The organism is Acidobacteriota bacterium (assembly GCA_016196065.1).
Lineage (GTDB): Bacteria > Acidobacteriota > Terriglobia > Terriglobales > Acidobacteriaceae > Acidiflorens.
On sequence record JACPYL010000025.1, the window covers coordinates 66,005 to 92,024 of the forward strand.

Sequence of the window (26,020 nt, forward strand, 5' to 3'; positions counted from 1 at the left end):
TCCGCAAGGTCGAGTAAAGGATTGGAGTGTGCTTGCCGCCGGGGGAGACCGCGCGCGACGAGTATATGCCAGCCGGCTGCGAATCGCCAGCTCAGTACCAACTCGCCAACATGTTGCCAGATCCGGCAAAAGGCAAGCCTGGCGGGCTATTCAGGACCAAGGCTTCAGGCTGAAACAGGTATTGCGGTCGTGTAGAACAGCCGGCACTAAAACCGAACAGTCATTGAACCGCTCGCTATTTCGACGCCGCAGCCTCAACGTTCGTTTCCGGATAGTCGAAGACACCGCGACCTGACTTGCGCCCCAATCGTCCGGCCTTCACATACTGCGCCAGCAACGGGCACGGCCGGAATTTCTCACCCAGGCTCTTGTGCAGGTATTCGAGAATATGGAGTCGAGTATCCAGGCCAACCAGGTCAACCAGCTCAAACGGGCCCATGGGGTGGTTCAGTCCCAATTTCAGGGCCTTGTCGATGTCTTCAGCGCTCGCGATGCCTTCCTGCAGCATATAGAAAGCTTCGTTGCCGATCATGGCGTTGATACGGCTGGTGACAAAGCCGGGCGATTCCTTGATCACGACGACTTCTTTTCCCATTCTCTTGCCGACCTCAACCACAGTGGCCAGCGTATCGTCGTCCGTTTCCAGCGCGCGTACTACTTCCAGCAACTTCATCTTGTGTACGGGATTGAAGAAGTGCATTCCAATGCATTTCTTGGCGCGGTAGGTAACGCTGGAAATTTCCGTGACACTGAGGGAAGAAGTGTTGGACGCGAGAATCGTCGTCGGGCGACAGATCTTGTCGAGTAAGGTGAAGATCTCGATCTTCGATTCCATCTCCTCGGGAACGGCCTCGATAACAAGATCGGCTTCGCGCGCCGCCTGCTCGACGGAACCCGCATACTCGATCCGCGCAAATGCAGCTTCGGCCGCTCCCGCACTGACTTTGCCGAGTTCGACAGCCTTGTCGAGATTGGCGCGGATTTCCGTTTCTGCCTTGCGCAGCGCGTTGGGAAGGAGATCTTCGAGAATGGTGCGATAGCCGCCGAGGGCGGCGGCATGGGCAATTCCCCGCCCCATCAGGCCCGCCCCGATCACGGCGACGGTCTTCACGTCAGACACTACTTTCCTCCGCCTTCCAGTTGCTGGAGCACCGTGACAAAGTTGGGGTCGGACTTGCGCATGTATTCCGACAGGCGTTTGCGTTCTTCTTCGGTCATCGATGGAACGCCGACGGTGATCCGCCGCAGCGTTGCGGCGATGTCGTCGACGTAGTTCATCATACGAATAAATTCTCCAGTGGCAGACATGAAGGCTCCTTGCGTTATTCCGGCCGCGCGGCACAGGGTAAACAGAGCGCCGCCGACAGGGTACCTTTTCATTTTCAATGGGTGGAGCCGATTAGTAAAGGCGGTGCGAGAAATCAGTAGAAACCTTGGTGCGGATACACTCGATGCTCACCATCTCCTATCGCGAAAGCCGAACCCGAATATCGAACGCACTTCGATTTCCTTGACTGCTGATCGGCGCAGAAAAAAGGGCAACCACCGAGTCTGGTGGCTGCCCTGCAAGCAGAAATGGCAGTCAGGCATGCCATTCCGCATCACATTGAACTTAGCGAGCGTGCGCCGACTGGTGTCCCCAGCGGCTCTGGATCGCCTTGAAAGAAACTGCCTGGTACAAGGCCGACAGTCCAACCAAAACATAAACGACCGCGCTGAGCGAGGAGGTTTCGCCGAACTTCATGCCGAAGATCGTCGCCACCAGATCGAAGTGGGCTGCACCCACCAGCCCCCAGTTGAGTCCACCCACCACCAGAAGTACACCTGCGATGACATCAAGAGTTTTCATGTTGATTTTCCTTTCTCCTATTCTTTGGGCAAAAGCACGGTGTCGATCACGTGAATCACGCCGTTCGAGGCCATTACGTCGGCCTTGATTACCTTGGCGTCATTGACCATGACCGTTCCGCTGGCTGCGCTGATGGAGACGTCCTGGCCCCCGACGGTCTTTGCCGAAGAGAGCGTCATCACTTGCTTCGCGGTCACGTCGCCGGAAACCACGTGATAGAGAAGAATCGACTTCAGCTTTTCCTTGTTCTCGGGTTTCAGAAGTGTCTCCACTGTGCCCGCGGGCAACTTGGCGAATGCTTCGTCGGTCGGTGCGAATACGGTGTAAGGGCCCTTGCCCTTCAGAGTCTCGACCAAACCGGCCGCTTGCAGCGCGGTAGCCAGGGTGTGGAATGAGCCGGCGGCTACGGCCGTATCAACGATGTCCTTTTTTGCCGAACCGGCCGAAGCCGGGATGGCAACTGCGAGGACGCTGAGGATCAATGCAAAACTGGTTGCCTTCACTTTGTTCTCCTTCGTTTTTTACGCCTTACTTTTTCTGGAAAAGCACCTTTTGGCTTTCTTTTTTCACGGGTGCGATGTATTAACTATAGAGAACATTTATTATCTCAACAGGATAATCAGCTAGGATTTGCAATCCATTTCAATGCCGGTGAAATTCTGGGTGGTTATTGGATTGCCAGGAAAACAGGAGGCATGTGAGCACTAAAACTATCAATGACGGTCTTCGTCCCTATGCCATCGGAGAGAAGTTGCGGGCGTTGCGGCTCCGCAAGAGCATGGGACTTGTGGAACTGGGCAAGCACACGGGACTCTCGGCGGCCATGCTTTCGAAACTCGAACGGGGCAAGCTGTTTCCCACGTTGCCGACCTTGCTGCGGATCGCCATGGTGTTCGGTGTCGGCCTCGAACACTTCTTCACCGACGAGCGCAAGCGGCACGTGGTGGCGATTGCGCGTAAAGGCGAGCGTTTGCGCTTTCCCGCCAGTCCGGGCGGCGGCAGCGTTGCCTACAATTTTGAGAGCCTCGACTTCAAAGCAACCGAACGAAGGTTGAACGGTTTCTATGCGGAATTCGAACCGATTTCCCCGGAGAAGGCCCGAGCCCACCAGCATCCTGGAGCGGAATTGATCTACCTCATGGCGGGCCAATTGGAACTTACGATTGGCTCAGACAAGTTTGTTCTGGAAGAAGGGGACTCGGTGTATTTCGACGGCGTCGTTCGCCACAGCTATCACCGACTGGGTAAGGGACCGTGCACGGGAATTGTTGTCACGGCTTGAACAGAACTAATCCATCTTGTGGAAACGGCGGAAGCCAGCATAGCCTTCCTTGCCCATGTAACGTTCCAGAACCGAGGGATCGGTCTCGCGAAGATCGACGATCACCAGACCGTCGACGACATCCGAGAACTTGCGGTCGAGGTTGAAGCCGACCAGTTTCCCACCCACTTTGTCATACTGACGGATCAGAATGGGCACGCCTTTACCATCTTCTTCGACGTCAGAGATGGGCTCACCCAATTCGTCGAGGTTGTGCAACGCATCGCACAAGGCCCGGCAATCCAAGCCGCGCAATTTCGGAGTTCGGAACGGCGTCCGCGGCTGAATGAGATCGACAAACTCGCGACCATCATCACGGGACTCGAAGTATTGCACGATCATCTCGCGCGACAGGCGGCTGTATTCGTTGCTGATACTGACCGCCCCGAACAACACGGGAGTTTCTGGACGGGCAGCAACGAACCGGGCTATTCCCTTCCACAACTGCAGCAGCGGTGCATATTGCCGCTGATACTCGGCGCGTACAAACGAACGGCCGAGTTCGAGAGCCGAACCGATCTTCATGAACAAGCGTTCGTCGTAACGGAATACGGTGTTCGTGTAGAGACCCTTAATCCCGTGCGCGCGAATAATCTCGTCGGTATTACCGGCGCGGTACGCTCCCGCCAGTTCCTGCTTCGGCTTGTTCCAGAGCAATAGATGCCAATAGTAGTTGTCGAATTGATCGAGGTCGGTGCGTTTGCCGGTGCCCTCTCCCGCAGCGCGAAAGGTAATTTCGCGCAGACGTCCGAGCTCTTCCAACAGATGCGGCATCTCGGCGGCACGGGCCGCATACACGGCAAATTCGCTGCTCTCAGTCAGCAGTTGGTCGGCTGGCAGAGCCTCAATATCGTGCACCAGGAGACTCTGCGGCACAGCAGCGGTGATTGCCTCCTGGGCCTTTTTCGGGAGCACAGCCCGCATCCGGGTGGGAAGAGAGAGCGATTTCTTGCCGCGCTGGGCGAGCAGGTAGGTCCGGAGGCGCAAATACTCGGTGGCTTCCCGGTCATCCTCGATGTTGACGATCAATTCCGAAGGGATCGAAGTGCCCACGCGCACTTCCAGCTTCTTGCCGCGCTGTTGCAGAAATTCCTGAATGAGCACCAGCGTTCGCAGCCGTGGATGGATCATGCCCAACAACTGAAACGTCACGCTGTTGTGTCCACAGAAATATACGGGAAGCGCGCTGGCTCCGGTCTTGCGAATCAGACGGGCGGCAACCGTGTTCCATGCCGGATCTGCGATCTGACCTTGTCCAACATTGAACTGTGAAACTTCGCCCGCCGGGAATACAGCCAGCGCTCCACCTTGCTGGAGCCACTCGATGGCCTGCTTCAATGCCCTGAGGTTCTTTTCCACCGAAGTGGGCGAATGGAAGGGGTCAACGAAAAAACAGTGCTCGCTGAGTTCAGGGATTCCTTCCAGCAATGAGTTGGTGATGACCCGCACGTCCGGGCGAACGCGCGATAGCAGCACTCCTAGAGCAGCACCGTCGAGCACGCCAAACGGATGGTTCGCAACGGCGACCAGGGGCCCTTTGGCAGGAATGCGTTCTAGATCGGCCGGCTGGAGTTCCAAGTCCACCTGCATCTCTTCCAGGAGAGTTTCCAGGCGAAATCCGTTCGGCGCCGAGCGCACGCGCTCGTACAATTCGCGCATTTCGGCCATCGGAATCAGCTTGCCCGCGAACGCGGGAAGTCCGGGAAGTTGCGGCGAGCCGGTCCAGAAGTCCCGCCTGCGGTTCCTCATGCTTGGCGATCTGCGCATAACAAATTTTCGCCTAGCTCCCTTTGCAGCCGTGTGAAGAAACGGTTAAAGGTTCGTGAACAGTGTCCCTAAAGTAACTCCCTGAAAGATACTCGATTTGTAGTTTGGCGAATCGTGACGGAGGTCACAATACCAACGGCAGGCGGCACACGAGGGTAATGGCAATGAGAGTCCCGGAGACCGCGATTGGTCAGGCTATCCACTCTTCAACGGTAACTTTGGGTAAGGGCTGCGGGAGGCGGTCTGCTACTTCCGCAATTGCAGAAAGCCTCGCGGCCAGCTCGGCGCGTAGCATTTCCGGGCGGAAACGCCAACGCCAGTTACCCTCGGGCTTGCTCGGAATATTCATGCGAGCTTCACTGCCCAGCCCAAGAGCGTCCTGGAGCGGTACTACGCATAGACCAGCGACTGAGTTGATCGCACACCGGATCATTGCCCAGTTCACACCGTCGTCGCTGGGGCCAAAGTACGAACTGGCATGCCGTCGTTCTTCCTCCGACGTGCCCGACTCCCACCATCCCAGGATCGTATCGTTGTCGTGCGTGCCGGTGTATACGACTTTGTCGACGGAGAACTGATGAGGAAGGTGAGCATGCGCGCCGGCGTCGCCAAAACCGAATTGCAACACGGCCATGCCAGGAATGTTCAACCGCTCACGCAATGCATGGACATCGGGTGTGATGTAACCGAGATCCTCGGCGAAGAACGGCAGGCCTCCAAGAACATCCCGAAGATGAGTAAACAGATCGTCTTTCGGGCCGTCGACCCAGTGTCCATTGATCGCCGTACTCTCATTGGCGGGAATTTCCCAGAATTGCGAAAACCCGCGAAAATGATCGAGCCGGATGTAGTCGAAGTTGTGAGTTGCCCAGCGCAGCCGGTCGATCCACCACGAATAGCCTTGCGTCTGCATCACGTCCCAACGGTAGAGAGGATTCCCCCAGCGCTGTCCGGTCTTGCTGAAAAAATCTGGCGGAACGCCGGCAACGACTTCGGGCTCGAGTTCAGGAGTGAGGCGAAACAGATCGGGATGAGTCCAGACATCGGCGCTGTCAAGATTCACGAAGATGGCGATGTCTCCTACCATGCGAATCGAACGCTCGGCGCAATAGGCGCGGAGCGCCTGCCACTGCTCGAAGAAGAAAAATTGGACCACGCTGCGAGTTTCCAGATCGTTGTGTAGTTCGGTGCGCTTCTTCTCCAGCGCGTCAGGATCACGGTGCGCCAATTCACGCGGCCACCGGTTCCAACTCTCCAGCTTCAAATGCGAACGTAAGCCGTCAAACAGGACGAAGTCGTCGAGCCACCAGCGATTGCCTTCGCGAAATCTGTCGAAACGGTTACGAGCGGCCGGCGAAGCCGATTGCAGGAAATTGTGAGCCGCTTCGAAGATTAGCGGCATCTTCTGTTTGAAAATTCGTTGATAGTCGACCGGTTCGATGGCGCCGGAACTGGAACTGACTTGCGCGCGGTCGATCCAGCCGTGGTCAGCCAGGCGCTCCAGGCTGATCAGGAGCGGGCTGCCCGCAAACGCAGATGTTGAGGAGTAAGGAGAGTTTCCGTAGCCTAGCGGCCCCAATGGAAGGACTTGCCAGAGGCCTTGTTTCGCAGATGCGAGATAGTCGGCGAACGCGTAGGCGGCTGGACCAAAGTCGCCGATCCCACCGCGGGAAGGCAGTGAGGTGGGATGGAGGAGGATGCCGCTGGCGCGGGGAAAAGACATTAAAACCAGTTCTCGGTTCTCAGTTCTCAGTTCTCAGGCAAACTTTTTAGGTCCCAGTCCCGGCTCAGCGATTTTTCGCTGAGAACCGGGAACTGAGAACTGGCAACTGGCTTCTATGATCCTTCTTCGGCGCCGCGTTTGGTCAGGTTCTTGATTTCTTCCTGATTGACTTTGAGCTTCTTGGACTTTTCCATGTCCTTACGCATGTTCGAAACGAAGAGCGAGAACATCTGGTTCTGCTTAGCGTCCACCAGAGTCTGCCGAATCTGATCTTTTTGCGCCGCAAAATCCTGGTCAGTGGGAGCCTTCTTGTCGACGATTTGCCCAACCACTCCATTCGCACCCGTAGTGATGGGGCCACTGATCTCGCCTGATTTCAGGCTGAACAGGGAACTTGCTGCACCCGCCAGCGAACCGACATCCGGAACCTGTCCGTCTGGCGCAACCAGTTCGCTGGTCTTCACCGCAGCCCCGAGTTCTTTCGCGGCCTTTTTCAGATCGTGACCTGCCTTAGCGCGGTCAGAGAGTTCCTGCGTCTTCTGTTGCAAAAGGAAACTCGCTCGTTCGTTCTTGAATTCCGTTTCCACGCGAGCATGCGCCTCTTCGAACGTGGGTGTCGCGGGTGGCTTGGTCGCTACCAATTCGAAGATCACCGCGCCCTGCGGAACCTGGACAGCGTCTGCCGGGGCCTTTTCACGCTCGTTGAAAATCGTCTCCATTAATTCTGGAGTCGCTTCCAACCCGGGGAGGCGATCCTGTCGGCTGAAGAACTCTGTGGTGACGAGATGCGAACCCTTGGCTGCGACTGCCTTCTCCAGGCCGTCCGTACGAGCCTGGCTCAACAGCGAATTCGCTGCGACTTCGTTGGCATGTGCGGATTTCGCTTCCCGTACCTTGCCTTCAATCTCGTCCTTCACTTCCGCGAGCGTCTTGACGTGTGCTTCCTGCTTGTCGAGCACGTGGATAATGTGGAAGCCGTAGCTGCTCTTCACCAGGTCGCTGGTCTGTCCCTTGGCGAGCGAGAATGAGGCTTTTTCAAACTCGGGAACGGTGCGGCCTCGACCAATCCAGCCGAGTTCTCCACCGTTCTTCGCGCTTACCGTGTCCTCGGAAAATTGCGATGCCAATTTCGCGAAATCGCCACCCGCTTTTACCTGCTTCAAAACATCATCGGCCTTCTTGCGAGCCGCTTCGACGCCCTTCTCATCGACCTTGCCGTCCGCACCGGGCAAAGGAGTCTTGATGAGGATGTGGGTGACTTTAGCCTGCTCGGGCACGCGATACTCATCCCGATGCTGGTCGTAATACGCCTGCAATTCCTGGTTATTCACCGCCATGTCTTCCGGCTTAACGGCGGTGATGATGGCGTATCTGATCTGGCGCTTTTCCGGAATTGAATTGTTGTAGGTGACTTTGTTGCGATCGTAGAAAGCTTTCAGTTCCTGATCCGTCGGATGCAAGCCCTTCAGAATGTCAGCCTGCGTAAGAACGGCGTAGTCGAATTTGATCTTGGTATTGCGGCGATCGAATTCCGCGCGGACCTCCGGATCACCGACGAACGCGCTGCCGGAAATCAGAGCGCGCAACTTGCGAATCAGGATGTATTCCTTCTCGAGATTTTCGAATTGCGGGATCGTCAAGTCGGCGCGCTGCGCAAAGTTTTCGTATTCCGCCTGGCCGACAAACTTGCCATCAGGGAACAGCATGGTTGAGAGCGGGCCGTTCTTTAGTTCGTCACGCAATTCGTCGTCGCTGACGCGCAGTCCCATACGGTGTGCTTCGGCAACCAGGGCCTTCTCGTTGATCAATTGCTCGGCAGCCTGGCCGGCAAAGAATGGCAGCAACATGGCCGCCTGCTCGCCGCCCTTGGGAAACTGTTGCCGAACCATCATCCGGGCTTCGCGCTGGACTTCGAGCGAGGTCACTTCCTCATCGCCAATGGTGGCGACAACGCCCTTGGGAGGTGCTCCAATACCGAAACTGGAGGCTACACCGCCCGGAATGAGCGTGATCACCATGCCAGCACAAATGACGAGAAGCATCCCGCCCAGGATAATTTTCAGGGTTGGCCCTGCGCTTTGAAGAGTTCGAATCATGATTCAGGTCGCTCCAGATCAAAAACCGGAATTCTTGATTATAAACCAGCGCGGCTCTGTCCCTCATGCCACATCGACGGAAGCACGGCAATTCGGCAAAATCTCTTTATTGAAACGTATTAATAAAATCACTAGGAACTAACGCTCTGTTCCGGCAGAATAGGTGGCGCATACATTTAGCCTTTTCCGAGGGATTCCATGAACATGATCCGGCCCCTGCTTTCGGCTGTTGTCGCCATCTTGCTGTGTGCTACGAGTTACGCGCAGCCAGCCTCCAAGTCCGCTGATGAAAAGCTCTCCCTGAATGACGGGTGGGCACTGCAATCCTCTGCCAAAGTCTCGGAGAAGGGCGAGGCGATCGCTGCTCCTTCGTTTCAGCCGAAGGATTGGATCAAAGCCAATGTTCCTTCCACCGTGGTCGCGGCCCAGGTCAAGAATGGGCTGCTCCCCGACCCACTCTTCGGAATGAACCTCCGGCAGTATCCGGGCGTGTCGTATCCAGTCGGCTTTAATTTTTCGAATGTACCCATGCCTCCCGACAGCCCGTACGCCGTGTCGTGGTGGTATCGCAAGCAATTCACCCTGCCCAAAGATTTTTCGGGCAAAACCGTCTGGCTGAATTTTCGAGGCATCAACTATCGTGGAAATATCTGGCTGAACGGTAAGCAGATCGCCAACTCCAATCAAGTCGTGGGAGCTTGGCGCACCTACGAATTCAATGTCACGGCGGATGTGAAGCCCGGCGAGAACGTCATTGCCACCCAGATATGGGCTCCGACGGACACCAGCCTGGCGATCACGTTTGTCGACTGGAACCCGGCCCCTCCCGATAAGAACATGGGCGTATGGCGAGATGTGTACCTGAAAGCCAGCGGACCAGTCGCAGTGCGCTATCCGGCGGTTGTGTCGAAGGTGGACTCTCCCGGCAACAATGCCGCTCACCTGACCGTCACGGCGCTGCTCAAGAATGGTTCCAATCAGCCGGTCAAGGGAACTCTCAAGGGCAAGATTGAGAAAGTTGAATTCAGCCAGGATGTGGAGCTGGCAGCTGGTGAAAGCAAGGATGTTGTTTTCACTCCCAGCAGCTTCTCACAATTGAATTTTTCCAATCCGCGCTTGTGGTGGCCGACCCAGATGGGGACGCCGAATCTGTATGACCTCGACTTATCCTTTGAGGTAAACGGCAAAGTCTCGGACTCCGGACACAGTCAATTTGGTATCCGCGAGATCACTTCGGAAGTTGCCGAGCACGCGCCCAATCGCTTCAAGCTCCTGTTCAAGGTCAACGGAAAGAACATCCTGATTCGCGGGGCGGGCTGGACTCCGGACATGATGGTTCGTCCCGATCCCGCGCGCATGGTCGACGAGTTCAAGTACGTGCAGGATATGGGCCTGAACACGGTCCGACTGGAAGGCAAGCTCGAGCCGGAATTGTTTTACGAGACGGCTGACCGGATGGGCATTCTGGTCATGGCTGGGTGGTGCTGCTGCGATCACTGGGAGCATTGGGGAAATTGGGCGCCGGAAGATTTCGATATCGCCAAGGCTTCCTTGCGCGACCAGATGTACCGGCTCCGGAGTCATCCGAGCATGGTGATGTGGTTGAACGGCAGCGACAATCCGCCGCCGCCCGACGTCGAAGAGATGTACTTGAAGATCGAAAAGGATTTGCTCTGGCCGAATCCGATTGTGTCCTCTGCCACCGCGAAGCCGGCGACCATCACGGGCGCGAGCGGCGTGAAGATGTCAGGTCCATACGAGTATGTGGCGCCGTCCTACTGGGCAACGGATCCACACCGCCCGTTGAATGAACAGGGCTGCAACGCGGGCGGATGCGGCGGTGCCTACGGCTTCAATTCCGAAACCAGCATGGGACCAGCCGTGCCGCCGATTGAAAGCATCCGGAAAATGGTGCCGAAAGACCACATCTGGCCGATTGACGAGTACTGGAATTTCCACGCCGGCGGTGGTGCGTTCAAGACCATCCAGGTCTTCATCGACGCGCAGGACAATCGCTACGGCAAGTCGACGAGCGCCGAACAGTTCACGTACCGTTCGCAGCTCATGACCTATGAGGGCGTACGCGCGATGTTCGAGGCGTATAGCCGCAATAAATACACTTCGACCGGCGTGATCCAGTGGATGCTTAACAATGCCTGGCCTTCGATGATCTGGCATCTCTACGACTATTATTTGCAGCCGGGCGGCGGATATTTCGGCGCTAAGAAAGCCACGCAGCCGTTCGATCCGGTCTACGGATACGATGATCACTCCGTATGGCTGGTCAGCAGCAAATACGAAGATGCGAAGGGACTGAAACTCACAGCCCGTATCCTGAACGTGGATGCGACCGAGAAGTTTTCGAAAGAAATTACTCTCGACGCGCCCGCCGACAGCACGGCGAAGGTCCTGGAACTGCCGCAAGTGGACGGCCTGTCCACGGCCTATTTCGTGGATCTGCGCGTAATGGACGCCAGCGGGAAATTGGTCGGGTCGAACTTCTACTGGCTCTCCACCAAGAACGAAACCATCGATTGGACCAAATCCAACTGGTACACCACACCGACGGAAACCTATGCCGACTATACGGCGCTCGCGCAGTTGCCCAAGGTGAAGCTGAATGTTTCCAGCCGCACCGAGAACAAAGGGCACGAAGCGATCACGCGAGTATCGCTTGAAAATCCCAGCAAAAGTGTTGCTTTCTTTGTCCGGATGAAAGTCAACAAGGGCAAAGGCGGCGATGAAATCCTTCCGGCGGTCTGGCAGGACAACTACGTCTCATTGCTCCCTGGCGAAAAGCGCGAGATCACGGCGACGTATCGCATTGCCGATCTTGGTAACGCGAAGCCGGAGGTTGAAGTGCAGGGATGGAACGTGGAGTAGGAACTGAGGTCAGAGGTTTGAGGTCGGATTGCAGAGGTGAACTCCTACGAGTTCGAACGACCTCTTCAATCTGACCTCTCACCTCTGACCTTGCATTACTGCATTACTCTTCCGCGGGCACGTCGAAGTTCACCAAGTTGCTCTGGAAGCCCTTCGTTTTCCACGCCCCGTACGCGATGCCGGCGATCATCCAGATTGAACCGGCAATCAGTGCCAGTTTCGACAGGTGAATCCAGATAAAGAAGCAGATCACGAAGCCCAGCACCGGCGGGATCAACTGTCCGAGCGTACGATCCGCGCCCCGAACATAGTAGTGGGTAAGCGCTGCTAAATTGACGCCCATGAATGCAATCAGTGCGCCAAAATTAAGCAGTTGCGCGCCATTGTCGTAGCTCACGATAAAAGCGCCAATGAGCGCAATCACGCCGACGAAGATCACATTGTTCGCAGGAATGCGAGTTTTCGGGTGGATGGCGCCAAAGAACTTCCTTGGGATCGCATCACTGCGTCCCATGCCATACAGCAAGCGAGCCGCTCCCAGTTGCGCTCCCATGCCGGATCCGATGGTGGCAATGAGCAACGTGAGGCTGATCGCTTTCGTCAGCAAAGGGCCCCCGGCAATCGCGGACACGTGGCTGAATGCGTTCTCCACTTCGGCATCCCCAAAAATGTACTGCTTGCTGAGTAGCTGCGCGCCGTATACCTCTGCCGAAGCCAGAAACCCAGTAATCACGCAGACCAGCACCGTGGCCAGGAAGATATTCCGCTTGGGATTTTCGACTTCTTCCGACAACGTCGAGATGCCGTCGAACCCAATGTAGGTGAGTACCGCGACCGAGGTTCCGTGAAACACCCGGCCCACCGTGAAGGTCTCGGGGTTAAAGAACGGGCGCAAGAAATACGACTCCGGATACTGGGGCAGGTGGAAGATGTAGCGAATCGTGTACCAGAAGAACGCAATAATCACCGCGCCCATGATGGCGCACAGCGTTTGATTGATCCGGGCCGAGGTCTTCACGCCGCGCAGATTCAGTACTGTGAACAACACCGCAAAAATGATCGGCCAGAGCAGGCCAGGATAAGGAAGCTGATAGCGAGTTCCCGTCAACAGATCAGCCATGGCTTTCGAACACCAGATCGTGCAGATCAACGGATTAAGGATGTAATCCATCGTCATGCTCCATCCGGTCACATAGCCAAGCGAAGGGTGCAAAGCGCGGCCCACATAGGTATAGGCGGACCCGGCACTCGGATAGACTCGCGCCATGCGGCCATAGCTCATGGCCGTGAAGACCATCGCAATCATCGCGATCAGAATCGAGGTGACGACATGCCCTTGCCCGGCGTTGCTGAAAACTCCATAGGCCGGCATGGGCGCGGTCGGCTGAATCACGATAATGCCGTAAAGAATCAGGTCCCAGAGCGTAAGAGTTCGTTTGAGGCGTGGGGCGTCGATCGTTGTGCCAGAACCTGTGCTTGCGGAAGAAGTCATCAATTCACCTTAAAATTAAAACCCCATTATCCAACAGGATAACGGGGTTTGGGGAAGGGATCTCCGGGCTCGCACCCGAAAAATTTCTTCTGGATTCTTATATGGATGCCGTCATCTGTCAACTCTAAAAAAATATATTAAAACGATTCTTTACTAGAGTAGAGGTAGTAGGCGAGAATTCCCGCATCACGGATAAACCTTTATGACTCATCGTCACCCAGCAAATCTTTACTGCCTTCTCTTCATCCTCATCCTCTGTCTGACAATTACTGTGATGGCACAGACGCCGGCAATAACAGTTCAAGAGCGGCTGGGCTATCCCGCATCTGCGCGTTTGCTGATCATTCATGCCGACGATCTGGGCATGAACCACTCTGTGAACCGAGCGACTTTCGAGGCTCTGGAAAAGCATTGGATCACTTCCTCCAGCATTCTCGTTCCGTGTCCGTGGTTTCCTGAGGTTGCGCGTTGGGCGAAAGATCATCCCGACGCCGATCTTGGAATTCACCAAGCACTCAACAGCGAGTGGACCACGCTGCGCTGGGGCCCCGTAAGTTCGACCGACAAAGTCCCTAGTCTTCTTTCACCTGACGGCAACCTGCCGCTCGAAACCGATGCCGTTGCGAAGAATGCAAACGTGGCGGAGGTTGAGACAGAACTGCATGCGCAGATCGATCGCGCAAAAGCAGCAGAGATCCACCTGACCCATCTGGATTCCCACATGGGCGCCCTGTTTACGACCACCGACTTATTCCGCGTCTACCAGAAGATGGGATACACCTACGCCCTTCCTATTCTGGAAGCATGGGACGGCGATCACGGCCCGCACGGAGTGTCCGCACCGAAGGAAGAGATGCTGGTGCAGAAAGTGATTGAGATCAATCCGGGCATCGACGCGAAGGATTGGACCGCATGGTACGAGAAGCAACTCGCGCCACTGCCCGCTGGCGTGTACGAAGTCATTGTCCACCTCGCTTACGACGATGAAGAAATGCGCGGCGCAACTTTCGATCATCCCGATTGGGGAGCAGCCTGGCGACAGCACGATGTCGATATGGTGAAGAGCGCAGAGTTTCAGAAGTTCCTTAAGGACCAGAATTTTGTGATGGTGGGATGGAAGGACCTCGCGAAGGCTTTGCCCGCGAATTACGGGAAGTAAATTCAAAGACTTGAACCACGGAGGACACGGGGATCACAGAGAAGACTCGGTTTCCCCTGTGACCTCCGTGCTCCCCGTGGTTGAGAATTTCCGGTTACTTGGGAAACCCTATATCGCTGAAGGCCGCACCATCGTTGATTCCCTTCCCTTCCACGATGGTGTAGATCTTGTCCCCGGCAACGTCCTTGAAACTTTCAACTTTTCCGGTCGGCCAGCGTACTTCTACGAGATCGATCCTGGCAGCGGATCCCAATCCAAAGTGCAACCGCAGATCGCTTTGTGACAAGTAACTGCCGCCACTGCGGACTTCGTCGAACTGCGTCATCGCCCCCGCATGAATGGTCACTCGTGCGCCGATGGCTGCGCGATTGCTCTTGCTTCCAATCAGACGAAACAGCACGCGATGGTTTGAGATCTGGTTGGTGTTGAAAAAGAGAGACGGCGCCTCTCCGACATTCAGTACGACGACGTCCATGTTGCCGTTATTGGCGATGTCTCCAAACGCCGCGCCCCGCCGGGACTTCAGGGGCATGTCAGCCAGGCCAGAAGCCTTCGTGACTTCCTCGAACGTTCCATTGCGCAGATTGCGATGCAGCAACATGGGCTGCGCGTAGGCAGCACTTCCCTTCACTCCATCCATCTGCGGATACACGTGTCCATTCACGACGAACAGATCGAGCCAGCCGTCGTTATCCATGTCGAAGAACGCTGTTCCCCAACCAACCAGCGGAAGACTCGCCTGACCAAGACGGGATTGCATCGCAACGTCTTCAAATCCGCGCGGACCCTGATTGCGATACAACGTGTTCGGCTGATCGGCAAATTCGGTGACAAGCATCGAGAGTCGACCACTGTGATCGTAGTCGCCCCAACTCGCTCCCATCGAACCAAGCGCTTGCCCTTCGCCGTTCATCGCGATGCCGCCCACCATCGCATCGTCGGTAAATGTACCGTCGTGGTTGTTGTGGTAAAGATGATTGGGCGTTGTATCGTCGGCGACAAATAGATCGGGCCAACCATCGTTGTCGTAGTCACTCCAAGCCGCGGTCAGACCGTAGTATTTGTCGGGATCGTCCACTCCTGCCTTCTTCGAGACTTCGTCAAACGTCCCGTCGCCGCGATTGTGATAGAGCAGATCGGTCTCCCCTTCCATGCCCCATGGCCCACATTGCACGGGTACACCTTTAAAGTGACAAAATTTGGTCGATCCCGGCACCGGAAGGCTGTTCATGTCGACTTGGACATAGCGTGACACGAACAGATCGACATAACCATCGCGGTCGTAGTCTGCCCATGCCGCACCAGTGGAGAACCTACCGCCGCGCACGCCCGCCTTGTCAGTCACATCCTCAAAGGTACAGTTGCCTTTGTTGCGGTAGAGCGCATTCCCGTTATAGGCGGTTACGAAGAGATCGAGATTGCCATCGTTGTCGAAGTCGGCCGCGGCGACACCCATACCCCATCCTTTTCGTGTGAGCCCAGCCTTCAGCGTGATGTCAGTGAATCTTAGATTCGCATCCTGATGCCAAAGCGTGATCAGGGCATCGCCACCTTGCCGGTAACGATCGACGGACGATCCGTTCACCATGACGATGTCGAGTTTGCCATCGTTGTCGCAATCGAAGAGTCCGATGCCGCCACTCATGGACTCGATCACGTAGAGTTTTTCAGGAGAGGCAATGTGGGAGGTGGTCAGACCTGCCTGTAGGGCGATGTCGCGAAAGGTCGGGACGAGAGAGTTTGGCTTCGACAGTGCGTTGGGTTTTTCACCGCGTGTCGGTGGGACTTTTGCTGAAAGTCCCATCGCGCCGTTTGGTTCGGTCTGGGCCCAAAGCAGGCTGGTCAAGACGATCGACAAAATGTAAATCTGTCCGGCCCGCATGCACGGTGATTGTAGTCCCAGTGAACGCTTTATAGGAACTGTCATCCCGAGCGGAGCGAGGGATCTGTAGTTAGCTGCGAAATGCAGATCCCTCGCTCCGCTCGGGATGACAGTTCCTCAAAAATGGTGCCTACTGCGGATACTGGAACGAATATCCGCCAGCCTCATTCCCGGACATGAAGCGCGTGTTGTATTCCAGCAGATAGTTCAAGTGCTCGGCGTCACCGGGGAATGACTTCCCTTTATACGGATACGTTCCCATCGCACCGAATGGCAGCGGTTCGACCGATTCGCCGCGATACGCGTAAAAATCCATATCCTTCTCGTAGCCATGCGCCGCGAAGAAATAGTCGCGCACCCAGCCGGTCGGAAGTGTCGGCAACGTGGCCGGATCGAAATCGAGTGCCACTTCGTCGCCGGATCCAAACACCGCAAACTTGTCGTCACTGACATTGAGCAAGGGACGCACATCGCCATAGCGTGTGTACGCTCCAGCCGGACGCGTGTAGGGCCCGGTCGCGCTGACTTTCTCGTAGATGTATTCCACATTGCCCGGCGGCTGGTTCTCAATCTTGAGCGGGAATCCGTGGAAGCTGAGATCGGCACGCGAGAGCGGCACTGGAGTGAGCCGAGCGCTCTGGTTCTGATTCGTATGGCTGATGAGGATGCTGTTCCAATAAATCTGCAGATTCGTGGTCAGACGGATACGCCGCGTACCGACTGGCAACTTCCCACTTAGATCAGCGGTCATCGTGCGCGGTCCGCCTGCGGGGAATCCCAGATCATCCATTACGCGAACCCATTTCCCATCTGAATTCTGCGCCTCAACATACGGCGCGAAGGGTTGCAGGTGCGCCTGGTCGGCGGCGTACATGCTGGTCGCGGTAAAGTATTCAATCTCGCCGTGCATCAGCAACCATAGCGGGCCGCCTCGATAGGTCTCGCCGAGATCAAGCTCCAGAGAGTGGGGCTCGGTGAAACCTGAAAACGACAGCACTTTGAAATCGCCGAAATAGCGGTGCGCGAGCAGGTCAGGGAGAACGTTGTGATGATGCTCGTCCCATGCTCCGGCGGGCGGACGCGCATCCTGCTCGCTGCTGAACACAACCTTGAACGGTGGGTACGGAGGATTGCTCGCGAAATATTCGTTGGGATAAACATCCACACCAGCCGGATGATCGACAGCAATCAATTGCACTCGATCGAGATACACGGATTCTTCCAGCGGCTCCATGAACCGGAAACTCAGCTTGCCATCTCTTTCGCGGACAGTGTTCCGGTCGAGCTTGATGTACTCCGTCGGTCGGGCAATGTTGCGTTCATTCGGTCCAACCCAGTGACCGACTACGCCCGCACCGAGCATGTCGCCGACAAGTTGGTAGTGCGTGCCGTCCCATACAAAGAGGGTGGGACACGAACTGCCGCGACGATCGATCTCGAGAAAATTCTGAACTTTGTTGGCGGCGATTTCGATTTCATCCTGCAAAACGCCCGTTGGCCACGTCATGCGGACGACATCCGCTTCTTTGGCCTGTCCGAGGCCGATGGTCAGATAGGGCGAATTCTGTCCGAGGTATCCAGACGATCCGTACACTTCGAATTTCTGTCGCAAGCCAGCCGAGAATACTTCCACCTTCGTTCCGATGGCGGTCTTGTTGTCATTGAGGCCCTTGAGTGCCAGTCGGAGAGAGTTGTTCTTGTTCCCGCCCTCGTTGCGGAGGAGGACGGCGGGACCATGATTCTGCGTGATCAGGAGATCGACTGCACCATCGTTGTCGTAGTCACCGGCAATAATAGCGCGCGGCTCTTGCAGTTGAATCCTGTCGAGGCCGACGTCGGCGGTAACATCTTTCCATCCGTCGGGGCCGAGGTTGCGGAATAGGCGGACTTCGCCGCGGCCATCTTTCGTTTCGCCGACAGCTACCAGGTCGACCCAGCCGTCGTTGTCGTAGTCGATGGCAGCCACGCCGTAGGCGCGAACCCATCCCACATTGGGAAGTTGTACACGATCAAACTTCTTCCCCAGTTTGTTTTCCCAGAGGCTGATGCCCGGTGCACTGTCGTGAGTGAACGCGATGTTCATCCATCCGTCGTGGTTGGAATCGAGTACCGCGAGACCGATCGTGGAACCCGGCATGGGCGACGACCAGGGCTGGCGGACCGGAAACTTGCCTTCACGGGGATTCTCGAAAATAGTCGGCGCCTGCTCCGAACCTGCTACCGCGATGTCGACGGCGCGGTCATTGTTGTAGTCCGTTCCCACTCCACTAATTGCATTGGCCTGAATCAGTCCCAAACTTTCCGTTGCATCCGTGAAAGTACCGTTGCCATTGTTGCGCCACATTCTTGCTGGAAATGAAGATGCGTGAGGTTCGTCGCCTACGACGGGAAGAACCGCTTGCCGGATACCTAGCAAATCGATGTCTCCATCGTGATCGTAGTCCACGAAGCTCACGCCACGCCACAACACTGCGCTGCTTCCTGCCGTTCTTTCACTGAGAATTCCCGCAGCCTGCGTCGCGTCCGTCAACTTGTCGCCTTTGTCGTTGTGAAGCAGGACCACACCCTCGGGGGTTGCGAGGGCGAGATCCGAAAAGCCATCATTGTCGTAATCTCCGGCGGTGCAGGCAGTGAGACGAAGACTTCGATCCAGACCTAATTTTCCAGAGACGTTTTCGTACTTTCCGTTTCCGAGATTATGAAAAAGCGCAGGTCCACCACCTGATCCTGAGCGCGCAAGGAAAAGATCTATGTGACCGTCATTGTCGTAGTCGAGAAAGCACGCACCGCCGTCGGCGCTCTTTGCTTCCACCTTTGACGGAAGCCCCGCGATCTCCGTCACATCCACGAACTTCACCGGAATCTGCGCCAGCACTTTTTCAACCACCACCGGAGACTCTTCTGCCCGCGAATACTTCCCCTGCTCGCCATACGCGAGGCTGATCGGAGTGCCTAATTTGTTCTGCGTGATGTATTGAAATTTCTTCAGGCCTTCGCGGGCCTGTTCGGCTTGTCCGGATTGCTGGTAGGAACGAGACAGTCCGAACTGCGCGGAGGCATGTAGCGGATCGACCTTCAGTGCGTGCTGGAAAGACTCAATGGCTTCTGGATATTGTTTCACCTGCGCATAAGTCGAGCCGAGAAAATACCAGGAGTCGGCGTCGTAGGGATCGATCTCGGTGACGCGGCGAAAGGCTTCGACCGCGGCTTGCGGGCTGTCGGAGTTTTTGTAGAAGAGGCCGAGGTTGTACCAGGGATGCGCGTCTTGCGGATCGTCCTGCGAGGCCTTCAGGAGCAGTGTTTTCGCTTCGTCAACGCGCTGCAAGTTCAGGAGCGCCACTCCGCGGTTCAGTGCCGTGACTCTCAGATTTGGATCTTTTGCTGCCGCCGCCTCGAATGCCTTCAACCCCTTTTCGAACAACTGCTGGTTCATGTAGGCAACGCCAATGTTGTTCAAGCGAGCAGCCTCGTGAGAATCGGCCGGAGCAGCGGCGCCGATCATGAGCAGGAGAAGGGACGCGGCGAGGACAGCAGTGAGGGCGATGCTGAATTTCTTGATCATCTTGGGTTACGAGTGATTCTACTTGAGCGTGGGCTGGATTTTGCTGGAAACGCGATTGCTAGGGCTCGTGACCGGCGCTACTTTTTCGTGTAGGGCCGAGCACTCACAACACCCTTGCCCTCTTCGACCGTCACCGTCTGCGCGCTGGCAACATTCGAGAGTTTGTCTACCTGTCCACTGGGCCATTGCACTTCGACGGCGTCGGCCTTCGTTTTCGATCCCAGCCCAAACGTCAGCACCAGTTCACTCTGCGACAGGTAACTCGATCCCGACTTCATGGTCAGCGATTGTTTGTCGCTGCCGGCCGACACGCGCACGACCGCTCCGATGCCGTCCCGGTTCGATTTCGTACCGGCCAACTTGACGCGCAGACTCTTATTTGTCCCGCCTTCGCTGCGATAGAGATGTACCGGACCGCCATTCGTGGTCAGTAACACGTCGAGGGCGCCATCGTTGTTGATGTCCGCATACGCCGCTCCCCGCGCCACTTTCGGCGCGGCGAACGCGGGTCCCACTTTCGTGGTCATTTCTTCAAACTTACCGTTCCCCAGATTGCGGAACAGATGCGGAGGCTCCGCGTAGCTCACGCGCTTCTGCACCTTTTCGATCTGATCTTCGATGTGGCCGTCGGCAATCAGGATGTCGGGCCAGCCGTCATTGTCGTAGTCAAAGAAGAAGCATCCGAAGCCGAGGGTGACCAGCGTCGCGCGGCCCACGTCGGAGCGCGGCGCTTCGTCCACGAACAGGCCGTTGCCTTCATTGTGGTAAAGCGAAAGCATCTGATTTGAGAAATTTGTGATGATCAGGCTGGCGTGACCGGAACGGTCGTAGTCGGCAGCATCCACGCCCATGCCGGCGCGGGCGATGCCATCCTCGCTGAACGCAATGCCGGCCGAAACGGCGCGCTCTTCAAACGTGCCATTCTTCTTGTTCAGGTAAAGCTTGTTGGGCTGCGTATCGTTCGCGATCAGGATGTCGGGCCAGCCGTCGTCGTTGTAGTCGAGGATCGCAATGCCCAGGCTCTTCGAGGTGGGATCGTAAAATCCTGCCTTCTGCGTCGCATCTTCGAATTTCCCGCCACCCAGGTTATGCCAAAGCCGCGCCGACGTGCCTTTATAGGATTCCGGCGTGCAATAGGATTTGTGTGCGCCGTCGAGCGTGCAATACAGATCGCCCTGCTCGGACCACTGCACGTAGTTGGAAACGACAAGGTCGAGTATTCCGTCGCGGTCGTAATCGACCCAGGCGGCACTGGTTGAAAATTCGTTTGGCCCGACCATGCCGGCGGACGCAGTGACGTCCTTGAAAGTTCCGTTCCCGTTGTTGTGGAACAGATGACTCTGGCCTAGCGCGGTGATGAAGATGTCGTCAAAACCGTCGTTGTCGTAGTCGCCGATTGCCGCACCGAGTCCAAAGAGTGCAATGCCCAGCCCGGACTTACGCGTGACGTCGGTGAATGTGCCGTCGTGATTGTTGTGATACAGCTTGGGAGTCGTCGGACCGCTCTTCGCGTGGCCCTTCCAATCCTGCCCGTTGACCAGCAGGATGTCGGGGTAGCCATCGTTGTCGTAGTCGATGAACGCACAGCCGGGGCCCATCGTTTCCGGCAACCACTTTTTCCCGAAAGCGGCGTTGTTGTGGGTGAACTGGATGCCGGCCTGCGTGGTGATGTCGCGGAAGGTGATGGATTGCCCAAAAACCGCATTCGACGTGGCCAAAACCATGCACCACAGAGTCACAGAGACGCAGAGAAAAGCGGAAATGGAAGACCTAAAAGTTTCTTCTCTGTGCCTCTGTGACTCTGCGGTAAACATTTCCGTTGAGCTTCCGATCACCGGCCAACTCCCGAGGCCATACCGCCGTCGCTGGGAATGTGCCGTCGCTTTTGAGCCGGCAACGATGCAACGGTCTTGACAGACCCGACCGGCAGCTGCACGGAGACATGTTCGTGAATATTCTGGCGCTCGTTGTTGTCTTCGGGATTGAGCTGACGATATGGGCCGGTAATCGTCTGGGCTGATTCGTCGGCTTTGAATCGCATGTAGCGGGTCTGATGCTCCTTGGCCATCTTCTCGTCGCCGAGTCCGTTGTAGCAGAGCATCAGGTTGTAATGCGCCTGCAGATCCTCGGGATCAATCGCGAGCACCCGCTGCAGAGTTTTCACCGCATCCGCGTATTTGCGCTGCAGGAACTGCACTCGCCCGAGATTATTCAACGCGACCCGGTCGCGCGGGTATTGCGCCAGCACTTTTCCGAGATGTTGTGCGGCGCCGTCATAGTCGCCCGCCTGACGCAGGACACCCGCATAAAAAAAGTGCGCTCTTGCGAGATCGGGACTGAGCGTGAAGGCTTTTTCAAGCACCGTGCGGGCGCGCTCGACGTCACCTTCCTGCAGAGCGGCGCGTCCGATGTTGACCCAGCCATCGGGGTTTTGCGGGTCGACCTGCGTGACTCTTTCAAACGCCACCTGCGCGGCTTTCAGATCGCCTTGGAGGAGCAGTCCGATGCCGTAGTCGTTCCAGCGTTGCCAGTCTTCCTTGCGAAGATCGGTTTTGGGTTGAGGCGTAGGAGCGCCCGCTGGTAGAACATCGATTGCAACCTGATTCTGCGCGACGGTCACGATCGGCAGATCTGGAATTTTCTCTTGTTTTGCTGAAACACCTTGCAGCGAGCCGTTAACCGCAAATTTCCTGTCGTCGTAATCGGGCGTCACGGCTGCGGCGGGCTGATTCGGTTCCGGAACTCCGCCAAAAGCAAACTGCGTTCCCCACCACGCGAATTTTCGATAGAGCAGTCGCGCCGTTAACGTGATCTTGCCGCCAACCGTGCCGCTGGCATTCGGAATCTTCATCCTGAAATGAACAGTGTCGGCGGCGCCAGGCGGAATCAATCGTACATAGACAACCGAGCGAGTTGCCCATGCGTTGCGCTTGTTGATGCGATTGCCGTGTGCATCAACTTGCAACGAACGGTAGAAGTGCGCGCCCTTCTCGACCGGACCATTTCCATTGTTCTCGACTTCGCCGCTCCAGAAAACGACCTGTCCGCGCTCGTCCACACCTTTCAGTTCGAGCCACGTATCGTACGCATCGACGGTACCGCCTGGGAAAAAGTGGCCGACTCGTTTTGTGCGGACAACGACATCCACGCGCACCGTGTCGCCGCGTCGCACGGAGGGCTGCACTCGATCCAGCGGGGCGGTGACGGGCACGGCTTCTCCAACCGTTCCCGGCGTGATTTTCGCTTCCGCTTCCTCGCCAACTGCAAACGTCGTCGAGACTTCATGCTGCGCAGTCGCTCCGGCTTTCACTTCACGCGCCGGTGACAGCGCAAAGATGTCGACCGTAAGAGCCCCGCTGGTCAGGAAATCTTCTGTCTTCTTTAACTGCTCGGGATCTTCGTTCGCGGTCGGCAACGCGGTGTTCGCGGCCGGGAAGCGGTGAGAATGGACCTTGCCGGCGACATTGCCCATGTCATTCGAAGGCTCGAGAGGCATGTGGCAATCGGCACACCCCTGGGACTTCGGCGGGTAATAAAACGATCGCGCGCCCTGACCCGAAACGCCGCTGGCCTGCCAGTTGTCATACTCGTTGAAGCCGCGAATCCACCGATAGTGGTTGACCGGAACATCCAGATGAACCTTGTGGCAGGAGGAACAGAACTCGGCAGTCTGGTCGCGCATGAAAGGTTTGAGAAACACGCGCCGGTGCGGTTCCGGATTCAGTTTTGTGATCATGTCATGCAGGTAGACCACAACCGGATTCTTGCTGGCCGCAAGTTCATGCAACTTGGGATATTCCAGGAAAAAATCTGCCTGCCCCATCGTGCTCTTCACGTCGGCGATGGCGTGACACATCATGCAGCCCAATCCGGCCTGCGCTTCCGGACTGTGCACGATCTGCTTGATCGGCGTATCCATTTTCCCGGCATAGAGCACGGCTGGATCATGACAACCGCCACACCACTTGGAAGGCTTGGTGCCGACGACGTCCTGCATGTACTCGATCGAGTTGCGATACCACTGGTTGTTGAACGAAGAGAAATGGTGCGCCGAGCTATACCACTGCTTATACACATCTTCATGGCAGCGCTTGCAGGAATCGGACTCCATGAAGAACTTGCTGGGAATTTTCTGTCCGCCATAAACCTGCGCGGAACTGGGGAAGAACGCACCTTGTAGACCATCGCCTTCCGCGTCCATCGTCGCAGGAGGCAGCGTGGGATTCTTGATCACGTAATAGCTCAACCAACGCGTCTCGCGCTGATAGCGCGCGGCCCAACCCACGCCCGCAACTACAGCGAGGCAAACAACCACTCGGACGAAGGCGTTTGAACTCAACCAGCCCCGTTTTCCGATTGCCTCGGCGAGCAAACATCCGATGCCTGCAACGCTGGCGATGATATGCGCGTATAACCATCTGAATTCGCTGTGCGGAGTGCCTGTCCGAATCAGAAACAATCCAAGAATTGCGCCCGCCAAGAGCAGGAGCCATCCCATCTTCCAGACAAGATTCCCCTGGCGCAAAAGCGGCCAGAGCAGCACAAGTAGAAAGACCGTCGCGACGACGCCGCCAACGACGTGCATCAGCACGATGGCGGGATAGAGGACATTGGCTTGCGGGAACGGATATAGATACAGGGCGCTGAATAGCAGCAGCAACATCAGGGCGCGCAGTATTTTCTGCGCAGTCGAGATTTTGGGCTCGGACATATCGGCACTATGCATCAGAAAAAACTGTTTTGCCCCACGCAAGCAACAATTCGTAAGATGGCCAGCCTATTTCATCCCCGGCGAGCCGGATAATAGTACAAACATACTAGGAAGCATGGCTACGTAGAGCCGTGCGACAAATCCGCGCAGAAACTTGCGCTAGAGTAAATTCGGTGGCGCTTGCCACGCGCCGCGCGCGTCTTCCAGTTTCGCAGCAACGGCGAGAACCAATTCTTCTTCCCATGGCCGGCCTACAATTTGCACTCCGATTGGCAAGCCCTCGGAGGACTTCCCCATCGGCACCACTGCGGCCGGGAAGCCTAACAGGTTGAACCATTCGCAGTAGCTCCACGCGTCAAGGTACTTCACGGTCTTCCCTTCCACCTGCCATTCGCGCTCACCGTGTCGAAATGCGGGGATCGCAGCCGTCGGACATAAGAGCACGGGATACTTCCGCATCTGCTGCAGAATCTTGCCGCGAATCTCATCGCGCCCCAACCAAGTTGCGAGCAGGGAATCGCCCGAATGCGCTGGCTCAGCAGCAGTCCAGGAAGAAAACTGTCGCAAGAGTGGACTCAATTCCGAATCTCGCCCTCGCAACATCGGGCCAAGGATCATGCCGCCGGCGGTTCCAAACAAGCTCCACCAGAGCTGCCTCGATTCTTCCAGCCCCTCGGGGCGAAAGGAATCAACTTGAAATCCACTTTGTAGCAGGAGATTCGCCGCATGGCGGACCGCCAGCCTTGTCTCCGGAGTTACCGGAGTACGGCCATCGTCTTCAAAGACTCCGATGCTGGTGGTGAGGAATTCCGCTTCATGAATCTTGCGTAGCGGCACGGGAGCGGAGGATGGATCACCATCATCGGGCCCGGCCATCGCGTCGAATAATAGTTTCAAGTCACCGACCGTGCGCGCCATCGGTCCGACCACTCCAATTAATGCGAAGGGTCCGCCGGATTTCGGGAAATGTCCGGTTGATGGAATGCGTCCCGGAGTCGGCTTCAGGCCGCAGATTCCGGTGAAGTGTGCAGGCTCACGAATGGATCCACCGCCATCGCTGCCGACACCGCCCGCTGAGAGTCCGGCAGCGATCGCCGCCGATTCTCCACCGCTGGAACCACCAGCCGTGCGAGACAAGTCCCAGGGATTATTCGTGCGTCCGTAAAGAAGGTTATCCGTCTCCCATGCCATGAGAAGCTCCGGAGTATTCGTGACTCCAAGGATCACGGCGCCGGCAGCACGCAAGCGTGAAACCAGGGGAGCATCCTGAGCCGCTACATAACCGGCACGCAGGCGAGTCCCCGCTTCGCAGCGATGGCCTGCGACGTCGATCGAAGATTTGATGGAAAGAGGAACACCATGGAGCGGGCCCAGCTCATCTCCGCGCATCACCGCTTTTTCGGCAGCGCGTGCCTGCTCCAAGATGCGCTCCGGTTGCCAGTCTACGAATGCATTCAGTTTGGGATTGAGGCGCTCGATGCGCTCGAGGTGAACGCCGGCGGCTTCTACGGGAGAAATAGACTTGGCCTGAATTTCAATGGCAAGGCGGCTGGCAGAAAAAATTTCGGACGACAT

16 protein-coding genes are annotated in these 26,020 nt (G+C 56.6%); 3 read left to right on the plus strand and 13 right to left on the minus strand.

What is annotated here, in order from left to right; translation table 11 throughout:
• Window positions 1-235 precede the first annotated feature (235 nt).
• The 4 genes from HY010_18160 to HY010_18175 form a co-directional block, all read right to left on the minus strand.
• On the minus strand, window positions 236-1,111 hold the full coding sequence (locus HY010_18160; protein MBI3477661.1) for a 3-hydroxyacyl-CoA dehydrogenase: 876 nt from the start codon (window positions 1,109-1,111) through the stop codon (window positions 236-238).
• Between the two features lie 8 nt (window positions 1,112-1,119).
• Window positions 1,120-1,308: a hypothetical protein gene (locus tag HY010_18165; GenBank protein ID MBI3477662.1), complete on the minus strand. Its 189-nt coding sequence runs from the start codon at window positions 1,306-1,308 to the stop codon at window positions 1,120-1,122.
• A gap of 304 nt (window positions 1,309-1,612) precedes the next feature.
• Complete coding sequence (locus HY010_18170) at window positions 1,613-1,849, minus strand: DUF378 domain-containing protein (protein MBI3477663.1); 237 nt, start codon at window positions 1,847-1,849, stop codon at window positions 1,613-1,615.
• 17 nt (window positions 1,850-1,866) lie between these two features.
• A complete protein-coding gene (locus tag HY010_18175; GenBank protein MBI3477664.1) occupies window positions 1,867-2,352 on the minus strand; it encodes a fasciclin domain-containing protein in 486 nt (161 codons plus the stop codon).
• A gap of 194 nt (window positions 2,353-2,546) precedes the next feature.
• Between HY010_18175 and HY010_18180 the strand changes: the two genes are divergently transcribed.
• Window positions 2,547-3,131 (plus strand): helix-turn-helix transcriptional regulator, encoded by a 585-nt coding sequence (locus tag HY010_18180; GenBank protein MBI3477665.1) that lies wholly within the window; start codon window positions 2,547-2,549, stop codon window positions 3,129-3,131.
• A gap of 6 nt (window positions 3,132-3,137) precedes the next feature.
• Here the strand turns inward: HY010_18180 and HY010_18185 are convergent, their stop codons facing one another.
• The 3 genes from HY010_18185 to HY010_18195 all read right to left on the minus strand — a co-directional run bounded on the left by HY010_18185 (window position 3,138) and on the right by HY010_18195 (window position 8,756).
• Window positions 3,138-4,919: a lysophospholipid acyltransferase family protein gene (locus HY010_18185; GenBank protein ID MBI3477666.1), complete on the minus strand. Its 1,782-nt coding sequence runs from the start codon at window positions 4,917-4,919 to the stop codon at window positions 3,138-3,140.
• Window positions 4,920-5,127: 208 nt separating this feature from the next.
• Window positions 5,128-6,660, minus strand: a complete 1,533-nt coding sequence (malQ, locus tag HY010_18190; GenBank protein MBI3477667.1) for a 4-alpha-glucanotransferase — start codon at window positions 6,658-6,660, stop codon at window positions 5,128-5,130.
• Window positions 6,661-6,773: 113 nt separating this feature from the next.
• Window positions 6,774-8,756 carry a peptidylprolyl isomerase gene (locus HY010_18195; GenBank protein ID MBI3477668.1) on the minus strand — a complete coding sequence of 661 codons (1,983 nt, stop codon included), beginning with the start codon at window positions 8,754-8,756 and terminating at the stop codon, window positions 6,774-6,776.
• 198 nt (window positions 8,757-8,954) lie between these two features.
• On the opposite strand from HY010_18195, the gene HY010_18200 reads away from it, so the two are divergent.
• Window positions 8,955-11,639 carry a beta galactosidase jelly roll domain-containing protein gene (locus HY010_18200; protein MBI3477669.1) on the plus strand — a complete coding sequence of 895 codons (2,685 nt, stop codon included), beginning with the start codon at window positions 8,955-8,957 and terminating at the stop codon, window positions 11,637-11,639.
• A 103-nt stretch (window positions 11,640-11,742) separates the two neighbouring features.
• Here HY010_18200 and HY010_18205 read toward each other — a convergent pair whose 3' ends face one another.
• A complete protein-coding gene (locus tag HY010_18205; protein ID MBI3477670.1) occupies window positions 11,743-13,131 on the minus strand; it encodes an APC family permease in 1,389 nt (462 codons plus the stop codon).
• Window positions 13,132-13,333: 202 nt separating this feature from the next.
• Between HY010_18205 and HY010_18210 the strand changes: the two genes are divergently transcribed.
• Complete coding sequence (locus HY010_18210) at window positions 13,334-14,290, plus strand: polysaccharide deacetylase family protein (protein ID MBI3477671.1); 957 nt, start codon at window positions 13,334-13,336, stop codon at window positions 14,288-14,290.
• 94 nt (window positions 14,291-14,384) lie between these two features.
• Here the strand turns inward: HY010_18210 and HY010_18215 are convergent, their stop codons facing one another.
• From HY010_18215 to HY010_18235, 5 genes are all read right to left on the minus strand, one after another.
• Entirely contained in the window at window positions 14,385-16,172 is a 1,788-nt protein-coding gene (locus HY010_18215) for a CRTAC1 family protein (protein MBI3477672.1), read from the minus strand.
• A gap of 130 nt (window positions 16,173-16,302) precedes the next feature.
• The gene (locus HY010_18220) at window positions 16,303-19,734 is read right to left on the minus strand and encodes a VCBS repeat-containing protein (GenBank protein MBI3477673.1); all 3,432 of its coding nucleotides are present in this window, start codon (window positions 19,732-19,734) and stop codon (window positions 16,303-16,305) included.
• Window positions 19,735-19,811: 77 nt separating this feature from the next.
• On the minus strand, window positions 19,812-21,458 hold the full coding sequence (locus tag HY010_18225) for a CRTAC1 family protein (GenBank protein MBI3477674.1): 1,647 nt from the start codon (window positions 21,456-21,458) through the stop codon (window positions 19,812-19,814).
• Between the two features lie 107 nt (window positions 21,459-21,565).
• On the minus strand, window positions 21,566-24,397 hold the full coding sequence (locus tag HY010_18230) for a tetratricopeptide repeat protein (GenBank protein ID MBI3477675.1): 2,832 nt from the start codon (window positions 24,395-24,397) through the stop codon (window positions 21,566-21,568).
• A 207-nt stretch (window positions 24,398-24,604) separates the two neighbouring features.
• Window positions 24,605-26,020 carry an amidase gene (locus tag HY010_18235; GenBank protein MBI3477676.1) on the minus strand — a complete coding sequence of 472 codons (1,416 nt, stop codon included), beginning with the start codon at window positions 26,018-26,020 and terminating at the stop codon, window positions 24,605-24,607.